The sequence below is a fragment of the Avibacterium paragallinarum genome (assembly GCF_011765605.1).
Classification (GTDB): domain Bacteria; phylum Pseudomonadota; class Gammaproteobacteria; order Enterobacterales; family Pasteurellaceae; genus Avibacterium; species Avibacterium paragallinarum.
The window spans coordinates 1282934-1304486 of the sequence record NZ_CP050316.1 but is presented as its reverse complement, the minus strand read 5'-3'; the positions used below and the strand labels follow the sequence as shown (position 1 = coordinate 1304486).

Here is a 21553-nt window from a genome sequence, read left to right as displayed (position 1 = left end):
ATATATTTTACAGCCGAAAACAAAAATAGTTATTTAAAAAATGCTTTTTATATCTATATGTTATTTGTAAGCCTGTTTCTGTATGTAAATTCCTTTCATCTATCTTATTGATAGCCAAATTATTATCGATCTAATTAAAGTGAGGTATGGTTATGCCTCATTTATATCTATAAACTCTAACTCATTTTTTCATATGATATGTTAGTACTGATTAGTGCTTTTATAAAATTTCGTTTTTTATTAATAATATTCTTTGTAGGAAACGGATTTCTAGCCAGTAAAGAAATACAATCAAACGGGTGTTCTTTTTTGTTTAAAGAATCGTAATTAGGAATTTATGGAGTGTTGGAGTGAACAAAGTTTATAAAGTGATTTTTGATCCGATTTTAGGCTTATTTAAAGTGGTTTCAGAATTAGCAAAAGGGAAAGGGAAAGCAAATAAAGGGAAGAAAGTTGCTACATTTGTGGTATTAAGTTCTCTTTCTTCAATTGCATTAGCGAGCTATACAGTAGGTGAAGGAGTGACGAGAAGTGGTGCAGGCGGAGCTATAGCTATTGGAGCAGGAGATGGCTATAGACAGGGAGATACTTATGATCCTCGAGCCTATGCGGGTAAAGATAATGCGGGGAGTGCTGGGAATAATGGTACGGTAATTGGGCGAACGGCTATAGGTTGGAGTACTGGGGATACTGCTTACGGGGCATTTAGTAATGCAAAGGGAAGCTCGGTATTAACCAAAGAGGTGACCTTATCAGATTCCTTTGACTCGCTGACTACAAGAGACGGCTATGGTATTTTTTACATTAGACCTAATTCGGATTCTAAATTACAGGCGAATACTGGTGGGGATAACGTTTCTTTGGGGTTTAAATCCATTGCGATGGGGTTGCAATCCGTTTCACTTGGGATGAAAGCAGTTTCTAGTGGTAAAAATGCATTGGCTGTGGGAACACGCGCTCTTGCTCGGGATGATTACAGTGTTGCTCTTGGTAGTGAATCAAAAGGAATGGGTGAAGCCTCTGTTGCAATGGGGACATTCTCTAATGCTTTAGGGAATTATAGGCTAAATTTAAATATATTTAATGATATTAATTTGGATGGGCATAGCACGATAACTCAGCCCGAACAGATTTATAGTGGAGGCTCACTTAAAGATAATTCATCAAAATATCAATTGATGCCTTCAACGCTCCAAACAGGTGAGAATGGCTCAATTACAATGGCAAGCAAAATTATAATCGAAAAAAACTCTCCTAATAAAGAAGATGCAGCTCTAGGGGTGAAAGCCATTGCGTTAGGGGATCGTTCTGCTTCTATCGGGGTAAAAACCGTGGCTAATGGCACGGCTGCTCTGGCTGTAGGCACAGAATCTGTGGCAAGAACAAATTATACCATTGCCCAAGGTTATCAAGCTAAAGCCTGGGAAGAAGGGGCGATTGCAATTGGTAAGCAAGCCAAAGCGAATGCACGAAATGCCATTGTTTTAGGGAATGGATCTTCAAATCAATCACAGAATGCTCTTGTACTAGGTAATGAAATCACCTTACCAACGGGTAATGATAATTCTGTTGTTATTGGGTATCAATCCACCATTGCAACCAACGGTGAAACGCGTGGGACAAGTTCTTATGATTCTGCAACTATTGGCGGTTTAACTTATGGTGGTTTCACAGGAAATCCAACAAGTGTGTTTAGCATTGGACCAAGCACTGGCAGAACCTTACAACACGTTGCTGCAGGACAAATCAGTGCAACTTCTTTAGACGCGATAAACGGTTCACAACTTTATCGCACCAATCTTGCGTTAAGTAATTTAGCCACAACGCTTGTTAGCAATTTAGGTGGCAATGCAGCAGTTGTTAATACAAATGGCGATACATTAGGTAACTTGACTTTTTCTAATATTGGAAACACAGGGCAAGATACCGTACACGGAGCAATCCAGAAAATTGCAGATAGTACAGTAACTCTAGCAGGCAATAGTGGTACAACGACAGCACAAAATCGTCAAACTAATTCTAGTTTTGGTATTAAGGGGGCTGATGATGGGGGCATTATCACTACGGCTTCAGGCTCAGATGTGCAAATTTCTCTAGATGACACAACAAAAACCACCTTAGCTAAAGTGGCTCCAATGGAAACTAAGGTGAATCAGATTGAAGGCGATTTAGCCACCACTAAGAATAATCTTGCAACAACTCAAGGTGATGTAAGTACTATTCAAAATAACATCACTCAACTTTCTACTGGAAAGGCAGATACTGCGTTAAGTAATCTTACCGATGAGGGTAAAAATGTCATCACAGGGTTAGTGGATGTAACTAGCTCTTCACAAGCCTTGACTGTTTCTCCATCAACAGATAACGCAACGAAAAAGAAAACCTTTGCACTTAGCCTAAATGAAGCGGGCATTAAACAACTTGCTGGCACGACCAATTTAACACAGGATATTGAAGCGGCGAAAGATGCAGCAAAAGCCGCCGCCGTGACTGAGGCAAATGCTTTCACCACCACTCAAATTAGCAATCTTAGCTCCACTTTAAAATTTGAAGGTGACAGTAAAACGGGTGAGCCTCAGGTTAATTTAAAAACGGAAACCTTAAAAATTAAGGGAACAAAAGATTTTGTAACAACTTCAGCAAGCGGCACAGAATTAACCATTGATCTTGCTAGCTCATTAAAGGATAAATTAAATAATTTACCGACTAATGCCACACAAGATATTCAAAATATTACGAATAAATTAGGTGACACAGCATTAACAACCGTTAATGGCAACACCACCACACCAACTACGATTACGCAAGCCATCAACCAAATTACAAATGCGGTAAATTCTGGTTGGGAAATTCAACAAGGCACCACAAAGAAAGGGGATATTGGTGCAGGTAAAAAAGTAAGCTTTACCGATGGTAACCTAACCACAGCAAGTGTAGATATGCCTAATAATAGTGATGTGGCAACGGTGAAGTTTGATGTGCAAACCACGAATTTAACTAATGACTCTACAGGGCAAGTTTCTGCTGGTGATACAGCTAAATTAGTTACGGCAGGTGATATTGCTACAGCTATTAACACGGCTACCAGTAGCCTAAGTTCTTCTTTGGCATTCAGAGGGGATAATAATAAAGATGTGGCAGCTACTGAAACAGGCGATACTAACACCAAAGTCGATCTGAAAACCCAAACTCTTAAAGTGCTAGGCACAGCAGGGCAAATTACAACAAGTGCAACAGTGGATGGGCTAAAGATTGGTTTGGATTCGGCAATTACCGATAAATTGACCCAATTAGAAAACTCTTCTACAAGTGCGGCAGGAGATATTACCAATATTAAAAATTTACTTGGTGATACTAACCCAACCACAAAAATTAACGGAAATAACACCGCACCTACCTCAATTAGCGATGCAGTTAATCAACTTACTACCGCAGTGAACACAGGTTGGAAGTTGAAAGGCAATGGCTCTGAAGTGGGGGATATTGGTGCAACCGAAGCGGTAGATTTTGTTAATGGCACCAACACCACAGCAACAGTTACTGCAAAAACCGCAGACAAACCTGCCACCGTGAGTTTTAGTGTAAACACGGCGACATTAGCAAATGACAGCACAACAGGGACAATTACGACACCAACTGCTGCTGATGAAAATAAATTAGTCACGGCTGGAAACCTTGCAACGGTAGTAAATCAGGCAGTTAATCCAGATAAACTAGCTGCGAATGTGAATCTAAGTTACACCTCAACAAATGGTACATCAACAGCGAGTCCTGCGAAAACAGTTTCTTTATCGCAAGGGCTGAACTTTAAATCGCCAGATGATAAATTAACCATTACAGCGAATGATAATGGTGAAGTGCTGTTCCAAGCGAAAGATTGGACAAGTGATATTACTACAGCGAAAGAGCCAGCAGTTACTGAAGCGAAAACTTACACTGATACGCAAATCTCTGGTTTAAGCTCAAGCTTGAAGTTTACTGGGGATACGAATGTTCCTGTAGATCTAGACGATCCTAACGCTCCAAGTGTCGATCTGAAAAATCAAAAACTTGCCGTGAATGGGACTTCAGGTTATGTTACTACAAAAGCAGAAGGGCAAACCTTAACCATTGATTTAGATAGCACGTTAAAAGGGAAATTAGATAATCTCCCTACCAATGTGAATGAAAGTTTACAAACCATTAATAACAAAATTGGTACTGCTCCAGCTGACGCACCGAATGCACAAACTTCGCCTGCAGGGGCTGATGGATTAAATGGCAAAAGCCTAACAGAGCAAATTAACGCCTTGCGTGATGGCACGGCAGGCAATGTGGTTTATACCGATCCAGCGGGTAACCGTTTAGTAAAAGGGGCAGATGGAAATTATTATCCAAAAGACACCGCACTTGGTGCTGATGGTTTGCCAACGGATAAAACTGTTCAACCAGTGGCAAAAGATCAAATTGTTACAACCACAGTAAACCCAGATGGCTCAACCACAACACCAACCCAAATGGGCAATGTGAAAAGTGGGTTAGGATTAGATGGCACAGGGGCTGATGGTACTTCTGGTTCACCATCTGATCCAAAAGCCATTACGGCTGAAAAAGCGAAAGAGGCGTTAAATGGTAAAAATGGTAATCCGGGATTATTGGCAATGGAAGGGGCTAATAACCTCAACAAAGTGGCAACCGTTGGCGATTTACAAGCCCTTGCTCAAGCGGGTATTGATTTCTTAGGCAATGAAGCAGAAGGCAAAGCCATTCATAAAACCTTGGGTTCTACTTTGAAAATTGAAGGGAAATCTGGAGTTACTTATGATGATAACAATAAATCTACTTACAGTGCGGACAATCTAATTACCCATAATGATAGTGGCACATTACGCATTGAAATGCTGAAAACCCCAACTTTTGAGGGCGTGAAGTTAGCAACAAATGGCGGAACACCAATCAGCTTAACGCCTGATGCAAATGGTACATCCCTCACTTTGGCTAAAAATGGGACTGATGGCACAAACACACCAGTGGAGTTAAAAGGTATTGCTGCTGGAACAACAGATGAGTCGGCAATTAATAAAGCCCAATTAGACGAATTGAAAAATCAATTAGGCTTATCAGATACAAAAGAAACCTCACCAGAAGCTAGCCCAGCAGGAAAAGATGGCTTAGACGGCAAAACATTAACTGAAAAAACCAATGCCTTGCGTGATGGTTTGGCAGGTAATGTGGTTTATACCGATCCAAATGGTAACCGCTTGGTTAAAGGGGCTAATGGTGAATATTATCCAGCAGGAACACCAATGGGAGACGATGGATTGCCTACAGATAGTACTCAACCTGTGGATAAATCTACCATTGTGGCTACAACAGTAAACCCAGATGGCTCAACCACAACACCAACCCAAATGGGCAATGTGAAAAGTGGCTTAGGCTTAGATGGCACTGGAAAAGATGGTTCAGGTTCAGTATCTGATCCAAAAGCGATTACAGCTGAAAAAGCGAAAGAAGCTTTAAATGGTAAAGATGGTAATCCAGGATTATTGGCAATGGAAGGAGCTAATAACCTCAACAAAGTAGCAACCGTTGGCGATTTACAAGCCCTTGCTCAAGCGGGTATTGATTTCTTAGGTAATGAGGATACAAATAAAGCGATCCATAAAACCTTAGGTTCAACGTTAAGTATTGAAGGGAAATCTGGAGAGATATATAGCGATACGAATAAAGATAAGTATAGTGCAGATAATTTGATCACTCATAGTGATAACGGCAAGTTACGCATTGAAATGCTGAAAACCCCTAACTTTGAGAGCGTTCAGTTAGGCTCTTCTGCAGGTGAAAAAATTACATTAACACCTGATGCGGATAACGGAAAATTGACTTTAGCAAAAACCAAAGCAGATGGTTCACCGTTAGATAATCCTGCGGATAACAAAGTAGTCCTTGATGGCTTAAAAGCAGGTGAAACAGCAGATTCAGCTGTAACGAAAGGGCAACTTGATGAACTTGCTTCACAAATTGGTACGCCTGTGCCTGAGGATACAACAGGTACTGCGGGAGCTGATGGCTTAAATGGAAAAACCTTAGCTGAAAAAGTCGATGCACTTCGTGATGGTACAGCGGGCAATGTGGTTTATACCGATCCACAAGGTAACCGTTTAGTGAAAGGGGATGATGGCAAATATTATCCAGCGGGTACGCAATTTAATGATCAAGGACTGCCTGTAGATAAACAAGGGCAACCTGTTGCGGCTGTTCCAACAGAAAATTTAATTGCCACTACGGTAAATCCTGATGGTTCAACCACCTCTCCAGTTCAAATGGGCAATGTAAAAAGTGGTTTGGGCTTAGATGGTGCTGGAGAAGACGGTACTGGAACAACGTCCTCTCCAAAAGCAATCACCGCACAACAAGCGAAAGATGCGTTAAATGGTAAAGATGGCAAAACGGGACTATTGGCAATGGAAGGGGCTAACAACCTCAATAAAGTAGCAACCGTTGGCGATTTACAAGCTCTTGCTCAAGCGGGCATTGATTTCTTAGGTAATGAGGAAAGCACTCAATCTATTCATAAAACCTTAGGTTCAACCTTGAATATTGAAGGTAAAAAAGGGGAAAAATATAGCGATACTAATAAAGCTAATTACAGTGCGGACAACCTAATTACTCATAATGATGAGGGCACATTACGCATTGAAATGTTGAAAACCCCAACTTTTGAGGGCGTGAAGCTAGCAACAAATGGTGGAACACCAATTAGCTTAGCACCTAGCGAAGACGGTTCTTCTTTAACCTTTAGCAAACCAAGTGATGATGGTTCATCAACAATGCCAGTTGAATTGAAAGGCGTTGCAGCGGGAACAACAGAGAATTCTGCAATTAATAAAGCCCAATTAGATGAACTGAAAAATCAATTAGGTTTATCGGATACACCAGAAGTATCTCCAACGGAAAGCCCAGCAGGAAAAGATGGTTTAGACGGCAAAACATTAACCGAAAAAGCTAATGCCTTGCGTGATGGTTTGGCGGGTAACGTGGTTTATACCGATCCAAATGGTAACCGCTTAGTAAAAGGTTCTGATGGTAAGTATTATCCTGCTGAACAAGTGGGTAATAAAGTGCAAGGGACTGATGGTAAATGGTATCCAGAAGGCACAACATTTAAAGATGGCAATCCTATTGCGAAAGATGGTTCTTCAGCTACCGCTTTAGGTGATACAGATACGCCAAAAGAAGTTGCTAAAGATAGCATTGTTTCAACAGCAGTGAATCCAGATGGCAGCACAGCAAACCCAATTCAAATGGGTAATGTGAAAAGTGGCTTAGGGTTGGATGGATCAGCTGGCAATAATGGTCAAGATGCTAATGCAGCAGATCCAAAAGCGATTACTGCTGAAGCAGCAAAAAATGCCATTGCAGGAGCCGATGGGCAATCTGGTTTATTAACCAAATCTGGAGCAGACTTAAACAAAGTGGCAACCGTTGGTGATTTACAAGCCTTGGCTCAAGCAGGATTGGATTTTAATGGAAATAATACTGATGCGGTTGTTCACCGTCCACTTGGCACGAAATTAGAGATTGTAGGCGATAGCCCAGCAACTAATTTTGCAAGTGCGGTCGGAAATATCAATGTTTTTGGCGATCCAACGAATAACAAATTAGTGATTCAGTTAAGCAAGGTGCTAACGAATATCACGAGTATCGGCGGTGGCGTCAAAGATTCAGTAACAGATAAAACATCGACAAACCCAGAAGATCAAAAGGCACAATTAACCTTTAATGACGATGATCTCGCATTAAATAATAAAACCTTATCTGGTGTGAAAAGTGCGATTAAACCTGCAACAGAAACACAAGATAAAACAATGTTAGATCACCTTAAAGAAGCGGCAAAAGATAAAGGTTCTAGTGTTGTGAATGTGGAAGATCTTGCAGAGGTTACCGCCGCATTAGAAACTGAATTGACTGATAAAGGCTTATCTTTTGGTGGCGACAGTGGTGAGAAGGTTTCTCGCAAATTAGGTGAACAACTGGATGTGAAAGGTGGGGTAACTGATCCAGCGAAATTAACCGATAATAATATTGGTGTGGTTACTGATCCTGATAACAATGCGTTAATAGTGAAATTGGCGAAAGAGATTTCAAATATTTCTTCTATTACAACAGAAACGAAAGATGGGCAAAGTGCTACCTTTAATTCTGCGGGAATGACAATTACAGGCTCTGATGACAAAGCAGGACAAAGTGCGAGCTATGGTTTAGGCGGCACAACGCTTACGAATGGAGAAAATAAAGCGGAACTTAAGCCAGAATCTCTTACCTTTAGTGATGCGACAAATCCTGATGGGGCTAAGTCTTCACTGAGTAAAGATAGTTTGAGTTTTACTAAAAAAGACGGCTCAGACGGTATCAGTGTAAATGGTGAAAAAGGCACTATTTCAAACTTGGCTGATCGCACTCTAGTGGGACAAGACGGTAATGGCCCATTGAGCAGTAATTATGGTACAGGCAATAACCGTAATAATGCAGCTACAGAAGGAGCATTAAAAGATCTTGCAGATAAATTGGGTGTAAGCACACCGAATACTTTACCAATTGATAGTGCTACTGGTCCAAGCGGTGTTGATGGTTTAAATGGAACTTCTGTGTTAGATAAAATCCAAGCATTGCGTGATGGAACTGCGGGTAATACGGTTTATACCAATGAACAAGGTGAACGTTTAGTGAAGATCACGACGCCAGATGGTTCATCAGCTTATTATAAAGCGGGAGATTTAACGAAAGATCCTACAACGGGAGCATTAACACCAAATCCGAATACAACACCTGTACCATCAACGAATATAGTGATATCAAACGTTAATCCAGATGGTTCAACCACTTCTCCAACGCAGATCGCCAATGTGAAAAGTGGGTTAGGATTAGATGGTTCAGCGGGTAATAATGGTGTGGATGGTAATCCGGCAAACCCTCAAGCAATTACTGCTGATGCAGCGAAAAAAGCCATTGCAGGAACCGATGGGCAATCTGGTTTATTAACCAAATCTGGAGCAGACTTAAACAAAGTGGCAACGGTTGGTGATTTACAAGCACTTGCTCAAGCTGGATTGGACTTTGTGGGTAACAATGAAGAAAATGTTCATCGCCCATTAGGTACGCAACTTAAAGTGGTAGGTGATGGCGTTGATGCAGCTAAAGCAGAAAGCTTTGAGAGTGCAACAGGCAATATTAATGTGAAAAGTAATGCCACAGATAATAGCTTAACAGTGCAGTTAGCTAAAGATCTGAAAAACCTAACATCATCTGAATTTAAAGACGCAGAAGGAAATACAACCACTGTAAATGGGGCGGGAATCACTATTGCACCTCCAGCAAAAGATGATGGTAGTGTTGCACCTTCCGTTTCACTGAGTAGTAAGGGTTTAGATAACGGTGGTAATAAGATCACTAACTTGGCAAAAGGTCAGGATGATGGTGATGCTGTGACTATTGCACAGTTAAAAGAACTTACTCAAGCTGTAACGGGAAGTAGTAATATTAATATCGCGAATAAAGAGGTTAATAAAGATAATAAAGGATTAGATGACGGTACCATCTTTGAAGGTGAAACGAGTGGTGATGTTCTTGTACAAGATGGTAAACCTGTACTTAAAACCTATAATGTTTCTGACCAGAAAGAGTATTTAACCAACTCGGTATATACTGCAATTAGCAATATGAACGAGCAAGGGATTAAGTTCTTCCATACTAATGATGGTGAAACAAAACAGACAGATCAAGCGAGCAATACAGAAGACTCAAGTGCAAGTGGAGCTTACGCAACAGCTGTCGGTTATCAATCCAGTGCAGAAGGTGAAAATTCTTTGGCGATGGGTAGCGGTTCTGTGGTTAAAGGTGAAAACAGTATTGTTATTGGTTCTGAAGGCAGTGTTCACGGTAGTGATAGCATTAGTGTCGGAACAGGTAATGAAGTTTTCGGGAATAACTCAGGGGCTTTCGGTGACCCGAGTATTATTAATGCAACAAGCAGTTACTTAGTTGGTAATGATAGTACGCTTGGTTCAGGAAAGGAATTGACAACATTACTTGAAAAACGGAAAGCATTAACTCGCCCTACGCGTCCAGGTAAATTGGAAAAGAAAGGTGAAAATGAATCCGATCAAGAGTATCAAAACAGAGTCAATGTTTATTTAGAAAAAATGGTGGAATATAACACCGCACTTGCGGATTATATGGAAAAACGCGAGGAATTTAATGAGAAAATCACCGCATTAAGTGAGAAAACACAGGGTGTTATGGCAATGGGTAACAATGTGACGGTAACACAAGGGTCACACGGTGCCTTAGTAATGGGAAGTAACAGTTATGTTAATGTGGTCAATAGTGGGCTTGATACAAACATACAAGGTATTGCCATTGGTAATAACACGCGTGTTGAGACGAATGCAAGTAGTGTTGCATTGGGTAGTGGTGCTCGCGCTTTACAATCTTTAGAAGCGTTACAAGCTGCCACTGTGTATGCCCACGAGCAAGCTGTAGGTAAAGGCAGTGAGGTTATTGGTGAGGTATCTTTCGGTAAAGAGGGAGAATACCGCCGTTTAACTAACGTAGCTGCTGGAGCTGCCGATACTGATGCGGTGAATGTAAGTCAGTTGAAAGGTGTTGCATCAAATATCAATCAACAACTGAATAATCTTTCTCAAAACATCAGTGGCGTTGCGGCTTCTTCCGCTGCAATGGCGAATTTACCTCAAGCCTATCTTCCAGGTAAAAGTATGGTTGCCGTTTCCACGGGTTACCATAAAGGGCAATCTGCTATTGCCTTAGGGGTATCTCGTATTGCAGATAATGGTAAATTAATCATTAAAGCCAGTGCTAGCCATAATACGCAAAACGACTTTACTGGTGGAATTGGCGTTGGGTATCAATGGTAAGATAATTTGCCCTCTTAGTTTAAGAGGGCAATATTTGAGATTCGCTGAAATTTGACATTAATAAAAAAGGACAGATTTATTCAACCTGTCCTTTTTTTATGGGTAAGCTATTTTTTTAAACGCTCCGCGTGTAATTTTTTTTGCTCTTTCATTTTTTGGCTGATTTCTTTGCGTTGTTTGGAAAGATCGGCGTTGCGGATAGTGTAGTCATCAACACGGCTTTCATAGTCATCACGCATATTCTCGATGATGATGCGAATGTCTTCCACGCTCATATCATCGCGGATATATTGGTTTAAATTATCAAGTAAAAGGACACGCTTTTGGTTATCGCGAATTTTGCGGTTGTTGTCCTCCATATCACGCAATAGTTTGTTTTTTAAACGATACATACGCACATACTCCAAGACATCTTGGAAAGATTGTTTATTCACAGTTTCCATAAAGTTAAACTCTCTGATTAGATTAAAAGGAAATTCAAGCGGGTGTAACCCTGTTGCCTGAGTTAATGTAGTCTTTTTTGCTTTTTTCGTCAAAGCATTCCGCTACTTTTTGTGGGGAAAATCAAAAATTTTTCTGAATTAAATAAAAGTCGGTTGATTACCGTTCCCTGAGGTGATAAAACTAACAAATTCTTTTATGACGATTAGGAAGTGAAAATGACACAAGTATTTAATTTTAGTGCGGGGCCGGCAATGATGCCGCGTGAAGTTTTGGAGCAAGCACAGGCGGAACTATTAAATTGGCAAGGTCAGCATACTTCGGTGATGGAAGTGAGCCATCGCGGGAAATTGTTTATGGAGCTGATTACGCAAGCTGAAAAAGATTTTCGTACCCTTTATCATATTCCTGATAATTACAAAATTCTCTTTTTACAAGGCGGGGCGAGAGGGCAATTTGCTGCGGTGCCGATGAATTTAATTGGCGAGAAAGGCAAGGCACTATATTTAACCAGTGGTCATTGGTCGGCAACGGCTGCGAAAGAAGCCCGCTTGTTTTGCGAAGTTGATGAAATCAATATTTTAGCTGAAGGCGAAGAACTCAAAATTGGTAATCTTGATTTTAGCAATATCGCTGAGCAGTATGATTATGTGCATTATTGCCCGAATGAAACCATCAGCGGTGTGGAAATTTTTGATGTGCCAAAAGTGGGCAATGCGGTGTTGGTGGCAGATATGTCTTCTAATATTCTTTCCCGTGAAATTGACATTAACCAATTTGGCATTATTTACGCGGGTGCGCAGAAAAATTTAGGGCCCGCAGGTATTACCATTGTGATTGTGCGTGAAGACCTCATCGGCAAAGCACGCAAAGCCACGCCTTCTATTTGGAATTATGAAGTGCAAGCCAATAGCGATTCTATGATTAACACCCCGCCGACCTTTGCGTGGTATTTGTGTTCGCTCGTGTTCAAATATTTGCTAGAACGTGGCGGCGTGAAAGCGGCGGAAAAACGCAATCAAGAAAAAGCCCAGCTGCTTTATGATTATTTAGATCAAAGCGATTTCTATCATAATTCTGTAGCAAAAAACAACCGCTCTTTAATGAACGTTACCTTTACCACAGGCAACGATGAACTCAATATGAAGTTTGTTAGCGAAGCTACCGAAGCGGGATTGCAAGCATTAAAAGGCCATAAAGTGATTGGCGGAATGCGAGCTTCCATTTATAACGCAATGCCAATTGAGGGCGTGCAAGCCTTAATTGCCTTTATGGAAAAATTTGCCGCTGAAAATCGTTAATTTTATTTTTATCATCAAAGGCTTGTTGATTTATCTAGACAAGCCTTTGTTATTCGCTGTATCAACAATTAAAAACAAGGAACAACAATGCAATTTATTGATGTTGCAAATGAGGGAGTGAAATCCCTCTCCCCTTATCAAGCGGGAAAACCCATTGAAGAATTAGAACGCGAATTGGGCATTCAAAATATTGTGAAACTCGCTTCAAATGAAAACCCTTTTGGCTTTCCGCAAAGTGCCATTGAAGCGATCCAAGCACAGTTGCCCCATTTAACCCGTTACCCCGATGCCAACGGTTTTGAGTTAAAAGCCGTAATCGCCGAGAAATTTGGCGTGAATCCTGAACAAATCACCCTTGGCAATGGCTCAAATGATCTTTTGGAATTGTTTGCTCACACCTTTGCCAGTGAAAAAGATGAAATTATTTATTCGCAATACGCCTTTATTGTGTACCCGCTGGTTACCAAAGCCATTAATGCGGTGGCAAGAGAAATTCCAGCCAAAAATTGGGGACACGATTTAGACGGCTTTTTGCAAGCAATCAACGCGAAAACCAAGTTGATTTACATTGCTAATCCAAATAATCCAACGGGAAATTTCCTTTCACAACAAGCACTTGAAACCTTTTTAGCTCAAGTGCCAGCCCATATCATTGTGGTGCTTGATGAGGCTTATACGGAATTTACTCGCCCAGAAGAACGCATTGATTCTTTTGCCTTAGCGAAAAAATACCCGAATTTAATTATTTCTCGTTCCCTTTCCAAAGCTTATGGATTGGCAGGATTGCGTATTGGTTATGCGGTGTCTAACCCTGAAATTGCGGATTTATTAAACCGTGTTCGTCAGCCCTTTAATTGCAATGTGTTAGCTTTATCCGCCGCCGCAGCGGTGTTGAAAGATGACGCATTTGTGGAGAAAGTGGCACAAAACAACCGCACAGAAATGCAACGTTATGAACAATTTTGCCAACAACATCAGTTGGACTATATCCCGTCAAAGGGCAATTTTATCACCATTGATTTCAAACGCCCTGCACAGCCTATTTATGAAGGGCTATTGCGTGAAGGCGTGATCGTCCGCCCGATTGCGGGGTATGGAATGCCAAATCATCTACGAGTGAGCATTGGCTTACCTGAAGAAAATGACAAATTTTTCACCGCACTTTTAAATGTCTTAAAGCAAGGATCGGGGGAGTAATGGAAAAATTAACGCTACAACCCATTTCTTTTGTGGAGGGCGAAATTAATCTTCCCGGTTCAAAAAGCTTATCTAACCGTGCTTTGCTTCTCGCCGCTTTAGCGAAAGGTACAACACGCGTGAAAAACTTGCTCGACAGCGATGATATTCGCCATATGCTCAACGCCCTGCAAGCCCTTGGGGTGAAATATCAGCTTTCTGAAGATAAATCAGTCTGCGAAATCCAAGGCGTTGGCGGTGCATTCCAATGGCAAAGCGGTTTATCCCTTTATCTTGGCAACGCGGGAACGGCGATGCGACCTTTGAGTGCCGCATTATGCTTAAGAGGGGAAGTGCCTGCGGAAATCATTTTAACGGGTGAACCGCGAATGAAAGAGCGTCCAATCAAGCATTTGGTTGAGGCGTTACGCCAAGTTGGAGCGGAAATCAGCTATTTAGAAAATGAGGGCTACCCACCAATTGCTATTCAAAATCGTGGTTTAAATGGGGGAAAAGTGCAAATTGACGGATCAATTTCGTCCCAATTTTTGACCGCACTTTTAATGGCAGCCCCATTGGCTTCGGGCGATATGGAAATTGAAATCATCGGCGATCTGGTTTCCAAACCTTATATTGACATCACCCTCGCGATGATGAAAGACTTTGGCGTATCTGTTCGTAATGACAACTACCAAAAATTCTTCGTGCAAGGCAAGCAAAGCTATATTTCACCACAAACTTATTTAGTGGAGGGCGATGCCTCTTCTGCCTCTTATTTCCTCGCGGCGGGTGCGATTAAAGGCAAAGTGAAAGTAACGGGAATCGGCAAAAACTCCATTCAAGGGGATCGTTTATTTGCCGATGTATTAGAAAAAATGGGTGCAAAAATCACTTGGGGCGAGGATTTTATCCAAGCAGAAAAAGGCGAACTAAAAGGCATTGATATGGATATGAACCATATCCCCGATGCTGCAATGACCATTGCCACCACCGCATTATTTGCTGAGGGTGAAACTATCATTCGCAATATTTACAACTGGCGAGTAAAAGAAACTGACCGCCTGAGTGCAATGGCAACGGAACTGCGAAAAGTGGGGGCAGAAGTGGAAGAGGGCGAAGATTATATCCGCATTCAGCCTCTCGACTTATCCGCGTTCAAAACCGCAGAAATCGCCACCTACAACGACCACCGAATGGCAATGTGCTTCGCCCTCGTCGCACTTTCCAACACCCCTGTTACCATTCTCGATCCCAAATGCACCGCGAAAACCTTCCCAACATTCTTTGAGGAATTTGCGAAGATTGTACGATAAATAGAAAACCTGCCCCAAATGGGGCAGGTTAGCTCAATTAATGATTTGCTTGATAAATAAGTACCGCTCTATCATCAAAACTATAATTTCCTTTTGCAACACCTTTTGTTGAAGGATGCTTTATTCTCATTCTATCTGATTTTAAGGTGCTATGTAGTTCTTCTTCGTAAGCCTGAATAGAAGGCTCTTTAGGGTAGGTTTCATAACCATCAGAACTAAGTTCAATAATTTTTGGTGTATGATCAAACTTCCAAACTTTTAATTCGGAATTAGGAATATCAAAACCATCAATTGCCCAAAATTGAAATGCTTTCGGGGCATTTGGGTTATTTTGAAATTCAGATTGACGTTTTAACAATGGTAAAATGTAAAAACGACCTAAATCATTTTCAGCCACTTGTTCATCAGTTAAGCCTAGTTCTTTAATCACTTTCACTCGCAAAGCACTATTTAAGGTATCGACTAATTTCTCCTCATCATTATAAGCAATACCATCAATTCTTGCTTTAGAATCACCAATTGCAACTAATTCATTGGTATCAAAGTTATACCAAATTAATGTTGCAGTTGGGCGAAAAAGCGGATTTTTAGCAAAATCAATGTCTTTATTTTGCGAATAAAAATTTTGATATTCCGTATTGATCCGTTTCAGAACCTCTTCTTTAGGTGTGTTTGGCGGTAAAGATTGGAAAACAGTTTGAATAATATCTCGGCTTACACGTCCCCCTTTTTTGCCATCATATTTTTTCCCTGATTTATCTGTCGCCCCATCAAAAACGGCTAGATAATGTTCATTAAAGAATAGCCCATCTTCACATTGTGCATTATTTTTTTCGCCTGCTCCAATTTTTGATTGAATAAAATAGTTTACTTTTCCGTGAGTAAGTACTTCTTGCTGAGGTTTATCATAAACTAAATCATCAGTGGCAAACGCTTGTAAAGAAAGCATACTAAGTAAACATAAAGCAAACTTTTTCATTTTCACTCCTTATTTAAAATAATTTTTCGCATTATCAAAACAAATGTTTTTGACCATTTGTCCGAGTAGCTCGAGCTCATTAGGAGCTTCGCCGTTTTCTACCCAATTTCCGATCATTTCACATAAAATTCGGCGGAAATATTCGTGGCGAGTGAAAGAAAGGAAGCTACGGGAATCGGTGAGCATTCCGACAAATTGGCTTAATAACCCGAGTTGAGCCAGTTGTTGTAGTTGGCGTTGCATTCCGTCTTTTTGATCGTTGAACCACCAGCCTGAGCCGAATTGGATTTTTCCTGCAATGCCTCCTGTTTGGAAGTTACCAATCATACTGGCGATCATTTCATTGTCGCGAGGGTTTAGACAATACAAAATTGTTTTTGGAAGCTGGTTGGTTTGATCCATTAAATCCAGCAATTTTGCGAGCGGTTCGGCATAAGGGCGATCGCCAATGGAATCAAAACCGCTGTCTGCCCCTAATAAACGAAACATTCGCGTATTATTATTGCGTAAAGCTCCAATGTGCATTTGCATCACCCACTGGCGTTCACCATATTCTTTGGCAAGCCAAACTAAAAGTGCGGTACTAAATTGAGCGATTTTTTCTTCGTCTAATGTTTTACCTTGTAAACGTTGTTGTAAAATTTGATCTAACACTCGTTCTTCAGGAATTGGGGCAAAACGAACAATTTCCATCCCGTGATCAGCAGATTTACAGCCATTACGATCAAAATGTTCAAGGCGTTTTGATAAGGCTTGTTTCAATGTATCAAAGGAACAGATCTCAATATCACTTACTTCTGAAAGTTGAGAGATATATTTGGAAAATCCATCAAGCTCGATTTTGAATGCTTTATCTGGACGCCAACTTGGCACAACTTCAATATTGAAGCTAGGATCATTGGCAATTTGTTGATGATATTCAAGGTTGTCAATTGGATCGTCTGTTGTGCCAGACAGCTGAACATTCATTTGCTGCATTATGCCACGTGCTGAAAATTCGGGCTGTTGCAACATTTCATTGCATTGATGCCAAATTTTTTCGGCTGAGTCAGGGTTAAATAAGATTTGAGTAATGCCAAAAGGGCGGCGTAATTCCAAATGCGTCCAATGATAAATCGGGTTACCAAGACAAAGCGGAACGGTTTTCGCCCAAGCGAGGTACTTTTCATAGTTTGACGCATTTCCTGTAATGAGCTTTTCATCAATGCCCGCAGTTCGCATTGCTCGCCATTTGTAATGATCCCCTTCTAGCCAAATTTCACTGAGATCGTTAAATTGACGATTTTCCGCAATATCTTTCGGGCTAAGGTGGCAGTGATAATCAAAAATCGGCTGTGGTGCGGCGTATTGATGATAAAGCTGCTTTGCTGTTTCACTGGATAATAAAAAATCCTGATCCATAAATACTTTCATTTTACACCCCACTATATGCAGAGAACCCACCATCAACAGGAATGATGACGCCATTGACGAAACTGGAATATTGGTTGTCGATCAAGAACAATAATGCCCCTAATAATTCTTCTGGTTCACCAAAACGTGCCATTGGGGTGTTGGTGAGAATTTTATTGGCTCGGGCGGTTGGATTGCCATTTTCATCAAATAATAATGCCCTATTTTGGTTGCTGACAAGAAAGCCAGGGGCGATGGCGTTACAGCGAATCCCCACTTTTGAGAAATAGACGGCAAGCCATTGAGTGAAGTTGCTGATTGCCGCTTTGGCTCCCGAGTAAGCAGGGATTTTGGTGAGCGGTGTAAAGGCGTTCATACTGGAAATATTGACGATATTTGCTCCCGCTTTCCCCATCATATCTTTGGCGAAAACTTGGGTTGGCAATAATGTGCCTAAGTAATTGAGATTAAATACAAATTCGATGCCTGATTTGTCCAATTCAAAGAAAGTTTTGGTGTTCGCGGGCAAATCAAATTGATGAAATTCGTTGTCGGTAGTGGCTTTAGGGTTATTGCCTCCCGCACCGTTGATTAAAATATCACAAGTGCCAAAATCTTGTGTAATAGCGTTGCGGGTTTGCACTATGCTAGCTAAGTCTAACACGTTGGTTTGATAGGCTTTCGCAATACCGCCCGCTTGGTTGATTTCTTCAGCAACTTGGTTTGCCGCGTCAAAATTAATATCCAGTAAGGCGATTTTTGCTTGTGTTTTTGCCAGTGCTTTGGCAAGAAACGCACAAAGCACGCCACCAGCTCCTGAAATCACGATAACTTTATTTTTAAGATTGTGGTGTTGAGCGATGTTGTTCATTTTTGTTTCCTTCTATAAAAAGTGCGATAAAAACATACCGCACTTTATCATTACGATTATTTAAGGGTTTCGATACGTTCGATATAAGGTTTTAACGCTGGGTTTTGTTTTGCGGTGTCGTGCATTGTTTTCACTGCTTGAACGAATGGGGTTTTATCGACAGGCACAAATTGTACATTCAGTTGTTTTTGGGCTTTTGCTCGCTCTTCGGCAATCATTTTTGTCCAAATCTCTTTGTGATAAAGCATTGAATTATCCGCCGCTTGTTTTAAGATTTTTTGCTGTTCTGGCGTGAGTTTATTCCAAGACTTGAGGCTAATGAGTAACACATCGGGGATCATTGTATGTTCATCTTCGCTGAAATATTTTGCCACTTCACCGTGCCGTGCAAGCGTGAGTGCGGTTTCATTGTTCTCCGCTCCATCTACGACTTTTTGTTGAAGTGCAGTATAAAGCTCGCCATAGGCTAATGGCGTTGGTGAAGCTCCCATCAGTTTAATCATTTCAACCGCTGTTGGGCTTGGTTGAACACGAATTTTCATTCCTTTTAAATCTTCAGGGGATTTTATCGGTTTATTCGCATAGAAACTTCTTGCTCCGCCATCATAATAGGTTAAGCCAATAAAGCCTTTATCTTTGGAGTTTTGCAGAATTTTTTGCCCAACCTCTTGATCGGCTAATACTCGGTAATAATGTTCCCGATCTTGGAATAAATAAGGCAAATTAAATGCACCATAAGAGATTTCAAAGGCTTCCATTTCACTTGCATTTGATTTTGCCATATCCAATGAGCCTGCTTGTAATAGTTCCATTGATTCACGTTGTGAACCTAATTGGCTATTTGGATAAATGCGGATCACCACTTCACCATTGGTAAGCTGTTTCACTTCATCAGCCATATGTTGCATTGAGAGATGCACGGGGTGGGTTTTATCATTGTTATGGCTAATTTTTAACGTTGTTTTCGCTTGCGAGGAAAGGGCGATCCCCATTGAAAGCATTGTCATTAAAACGGTGGAAAGTAGGCTTTTTTTCATTTGATTCTCCTTAGTTGTTGAGAGCTATTGAGTTATGAAAGTAATGACAATCATCATTTTGGCCGTTTGAGTTCAAAATACCTCTGCGTGTTTTCCTAGTTTGCGGGGTAATTGACTATTTTGTTCTGAACATTAACGACTAAACGATCATATGAACAATAAGGTTATTGTTCGTGCTTTAAATATAACCATCGGCGGTAATAGTTCAATCCAATTTTTTAAAATTGGTGAACCAGATCACAAAATTAATTATTTTTTATTGCTTTTCTTATCATTTTTAGCAAAATTGGAATGCCAAAATAAAGAAAAGGGGAAGTCTGATGGAAAAATTTATCCATTTTATGAATAAAACATTGTCAATAATGTGCGTTATTCTTTGTTCTGTACTGGTTTGCTGCGTGGTGTGGCAAGTCTTTTCTCGTTATATCCTCAATACGCCTAGCACCTATACTGATGAATTAGCGCGTTTTCTGTTTATTTGGGTCGGGCTAATTGGAGCAGCTTATGCTTTGGGGCAAAAGAAACATCTTGCCATTGATTTGTTGGCAACAAAATTTGAGCATTCACCGAAGCAATTTCATCAATTAACGTTAGCCATTAATGGTATTAGTTTGTTTTTTGTGCTGATGATTATGTGCTACGGCGGTGTAAATCTTGTGCGGGATACAATGGCAAATGGGCAAATTTCACCCGTACTAGGCATTGAAATGGGGTTAGTTTATTTAGCGATTCCAATTAGTGGTTTATTTATGTTGCTCTATTTGCTAAGAGATTTATTCAATAATTTTCAACAAATTAAGATGAACGCATAGGAGGAAATCGTAATGGAATGGTCCACGATTATTGTTCTAAGTACAAGTTTCTTTATTCTTTTATTTATTGGCGTGCCAATTTCATTTTCGATTGGTATTGCTTCATTACTAACGATCTCGCTTTCTTTGCCTTTTGATTCTGCTATTGCGGTGATTTCGCAAAAAATGGCATCGGGATTAGATAGCTTTTCATTGCTAGCCATTCCCTTTTTCATCTTAGCGGGCAATATTATGAATCGAGGCGGAATTGCGTTACGTTTGATTGAATTTGCCAAAGTGATTGGTGGTCGGTTGCCCGGTGCATTGGCTCACGTTAATGTGCTTGCCAATATGATGTTTGGCTCAATCTCAGGCTCTGCGGTGGCTTCTGGGGCGGCAATGGGCGGTATAATGTCGCCATTACAGAAAAAAGAGGGCTATGATCCCGCCTTTTCAACCGCAGTGAATATCGCTTCTTGCCCTACGGGGTTGCTTATTCCACCAAGTAACACTTTTATTGTGTATTCTCTCATCTCAGGTGGTACTTCGATCGGGGCGTTGTTTTTGGCTGGCTATATTCCGGGCATTTTGATGGGGTTATCCATTATGCTAATTGTGGGATTTATCGCGAAAAAGCGTCATTACCCGATTTCGCCAAAACCAACACTTAACGAAGCCTTGAAAAAAACCTTAGACGCACTACCTAGTTTGGGCTTAATCATTGTGATTATGGGAGGGATTATTGGGGGAATTTTTACCGCGACCGAAGCCTCTGCCTTTGCGGTTGTTTATACTTTAATTTTAGCGATGGTGGTTTATCGTGAAGTGAAACTCAAAGAGTTGCCTCAAATTATTCTTGATTCCGTTGTAACCACGGCGATCGTTTTATTATTAATAGGCACATCAATGGGAATGTCGTGGGCGATGGCAAATGCGGATATTCCCTATACTATTAGCGATGCCTTGCTTGCTGTATCAGAAAATCCGATTGTTATCTTATTGATTATTAACCTCATTTTATTAGTGGTCGGCGTATTTATGGATATGACACCCGCCTTATTGATCTTTACCCCAATATTTTTACCGATTGTTACCGAGCTGGGAATGGATCCCGTGCATTTTGGTATTGTAATGGCGTTTAATTTATCCATTGGAATTTGTACACCGCCCGTTGGAAGTGCATTATTTATTGGTTGCTCTGTGGGAGGCGTGAAAATTAATCAAGTCATTAAGCCCTTATTGCCATTCTACTTTGCATTAATTTTTACCTTGCTATTGGTTACCTATCTCCCTGAGATTAGCTTGTTTTTACCAAAACTCTTATTAGGTTATTAGA

11 protein-coding genes are annotated in these 21553 nt (G+C 40.7%); 6 read left to right on the top strand and 5 right to left on the bottom strand.

The genetic code is table 11. The features are described 5' to 3' along the window. The first annotated feature begins 350 nt into the window (after positions 1–350). Entirely contained in the window at positions 351–10916 is a 10566-nt protein-coding gene (locus tag HBL79_RS06135) for a YadA-like family protein (protein WP_046097467.1), read from the top strand. Positions 10917–11023: 107 nt separating this feature from the next. On the opposite strand, the gene HBL79_RS06130 is transcribed toward HBL79_RS06135, so the two are convergent. Next, positions 11024–11359 carry a DUF496 family protein gene (locus tag HBL79_RS06130; protein WP_021724151.1) on the bottom strand — a complete coding sequence of 112 codons (336 nt, stop codon included), beginning with the start codon at positions 11357–11359 and terminating at the stop codon, positions 11024–11026. Between the two features lie 216 nt (positions 11360–11575). Here HBL79_RS06130 and serC point away from each other — a divergent pair, with 216 nt between their 5' ends. The 3 genes from serC to aroA all read left to right on the top strand — a co-directional run bounded on the left by serC (position 11576) and on the right by aroA (position 15147). Next, a complete protein-coding gene (gene serC, locus HBL79_RS06125; protein ID WP_035686794.1) occupies positions 11576–12658 on the top strand; it encodes a 3-phosphoserine/phosphohydroxythreonine transaminase in 1083 nt (360 codons plus the stop codon). A gap of 87 nt (positions 12659–12745) precedes the next feature. Continuing rightward, on the top strand, positions 12746–13855 hold the full coding sequence (gene hisC / locus HBL79_RS06120; RefSeq protein WP_035686791.1) for a histidinol-phosphate transaminase: 1110 nt from the start codon (positions 12746–12748) through the stop codon (positions 13853–13855). Further along, a complete protein-coding gene (gene aroA, locus HBL79_RS06115; protein WP_035686788.1) occupies positions 13855–15147 on the top strand; it encodes a 3-phosphoshikimate 1-carboxyvinyltransferase in 1293 nt (430 codons plus the stop codon). The genes hisC and aroA overlap by 1 nt, the downstream gene beginning before the upstream one ends. Positions 15148–15184: 37 nt before the next feature. On the opposite strand, the gene HBL79_RS06110 is transcribed toward aroA, so the two are convergent. Genes HBL79_RS06110 through HBL79_RS06095 form a run of 4 tightly spaced genes read right to left on the bottom strand, consistent with a single transcriptional unit; the run spans position 15185 to position 19426 of the window. After that, the gene (locus HBL79_RS06110) at positions 15185–16126 is read right to left on the bottom strand and encodes a hypothetical protein (protein WP_035686785.1); all 942 of its coding nucleotides are present in this window, start codon (positions 16124–16126) and stop codon (positions 15185–15187) included. A 9-nt stretch (positions 16127–16135) separates the two neighbouring features. Further along, positions 16136–17539 carry a glucuronate isomerase gene (gene uxaC, locus HBL79_RS06105; RefSeq protein ID WP_035686782.1) on the bottom strand — a complete coding sequence of 468 codons (1404 nt, stop codon included), beginning with the start codon at positions 17537–17539 and terminating at the stop codon, positions 16136–16138. 1 nt (position 17540) lies between these two features. Next, on the bottom strand, positions 17541–18389 hold the full coding sequence (locus HBL79_RS06100; RefSeq protein ID WP_035686779.1) for an SDR family oxidoreductase: 849 nt from the start codon (positions 18387–18389) through the stop codon (positions 17541–17543). A 56-nt stretch (positions 18390–18445) separates the two neighbouring features. Then, positions 18446–19426: a TRAP transporter substrate-binding protein gene (locus tag HBL79_RS06095; RefSeq protein WP_035686776.1), complete on the bottom strand. Its 981-nt coding sequence runs from the start codon at positions 19424–19426 to the stop codon at positions 18446–18448. Between the two features lie 320 nt (positions 19427–19746). Between HBL79_RS06095 and HBL79_RS06090 the strand changes: the two genes are divergently transcribed. Together HBL79_RS06090 and HBL79_RS06085 are read left to right on the top strand one after the other, a co-directional pair. Continuing rightward, positions 19747–20238, top strand: a complete 492-nt coding sequence (locus HBL79_RS06090) for a TRAP transporter small permease (RefSeq protein WP_035686772.1) — start codon at positions 19747–19749, stop codon at positions 20236–20238. Between the two features lie 12 nt (positions 20239–20250). Further along, entirely contained in the window at positions 20251–21552 is a 1302-nt protein-coding gene (locus tag HBL79_RS06085) for a TRAP transporter large permease (RefSeq protein WP_035686771.1), read from the top strand. Position 21553: the final 1 nt, after the last annotated feature.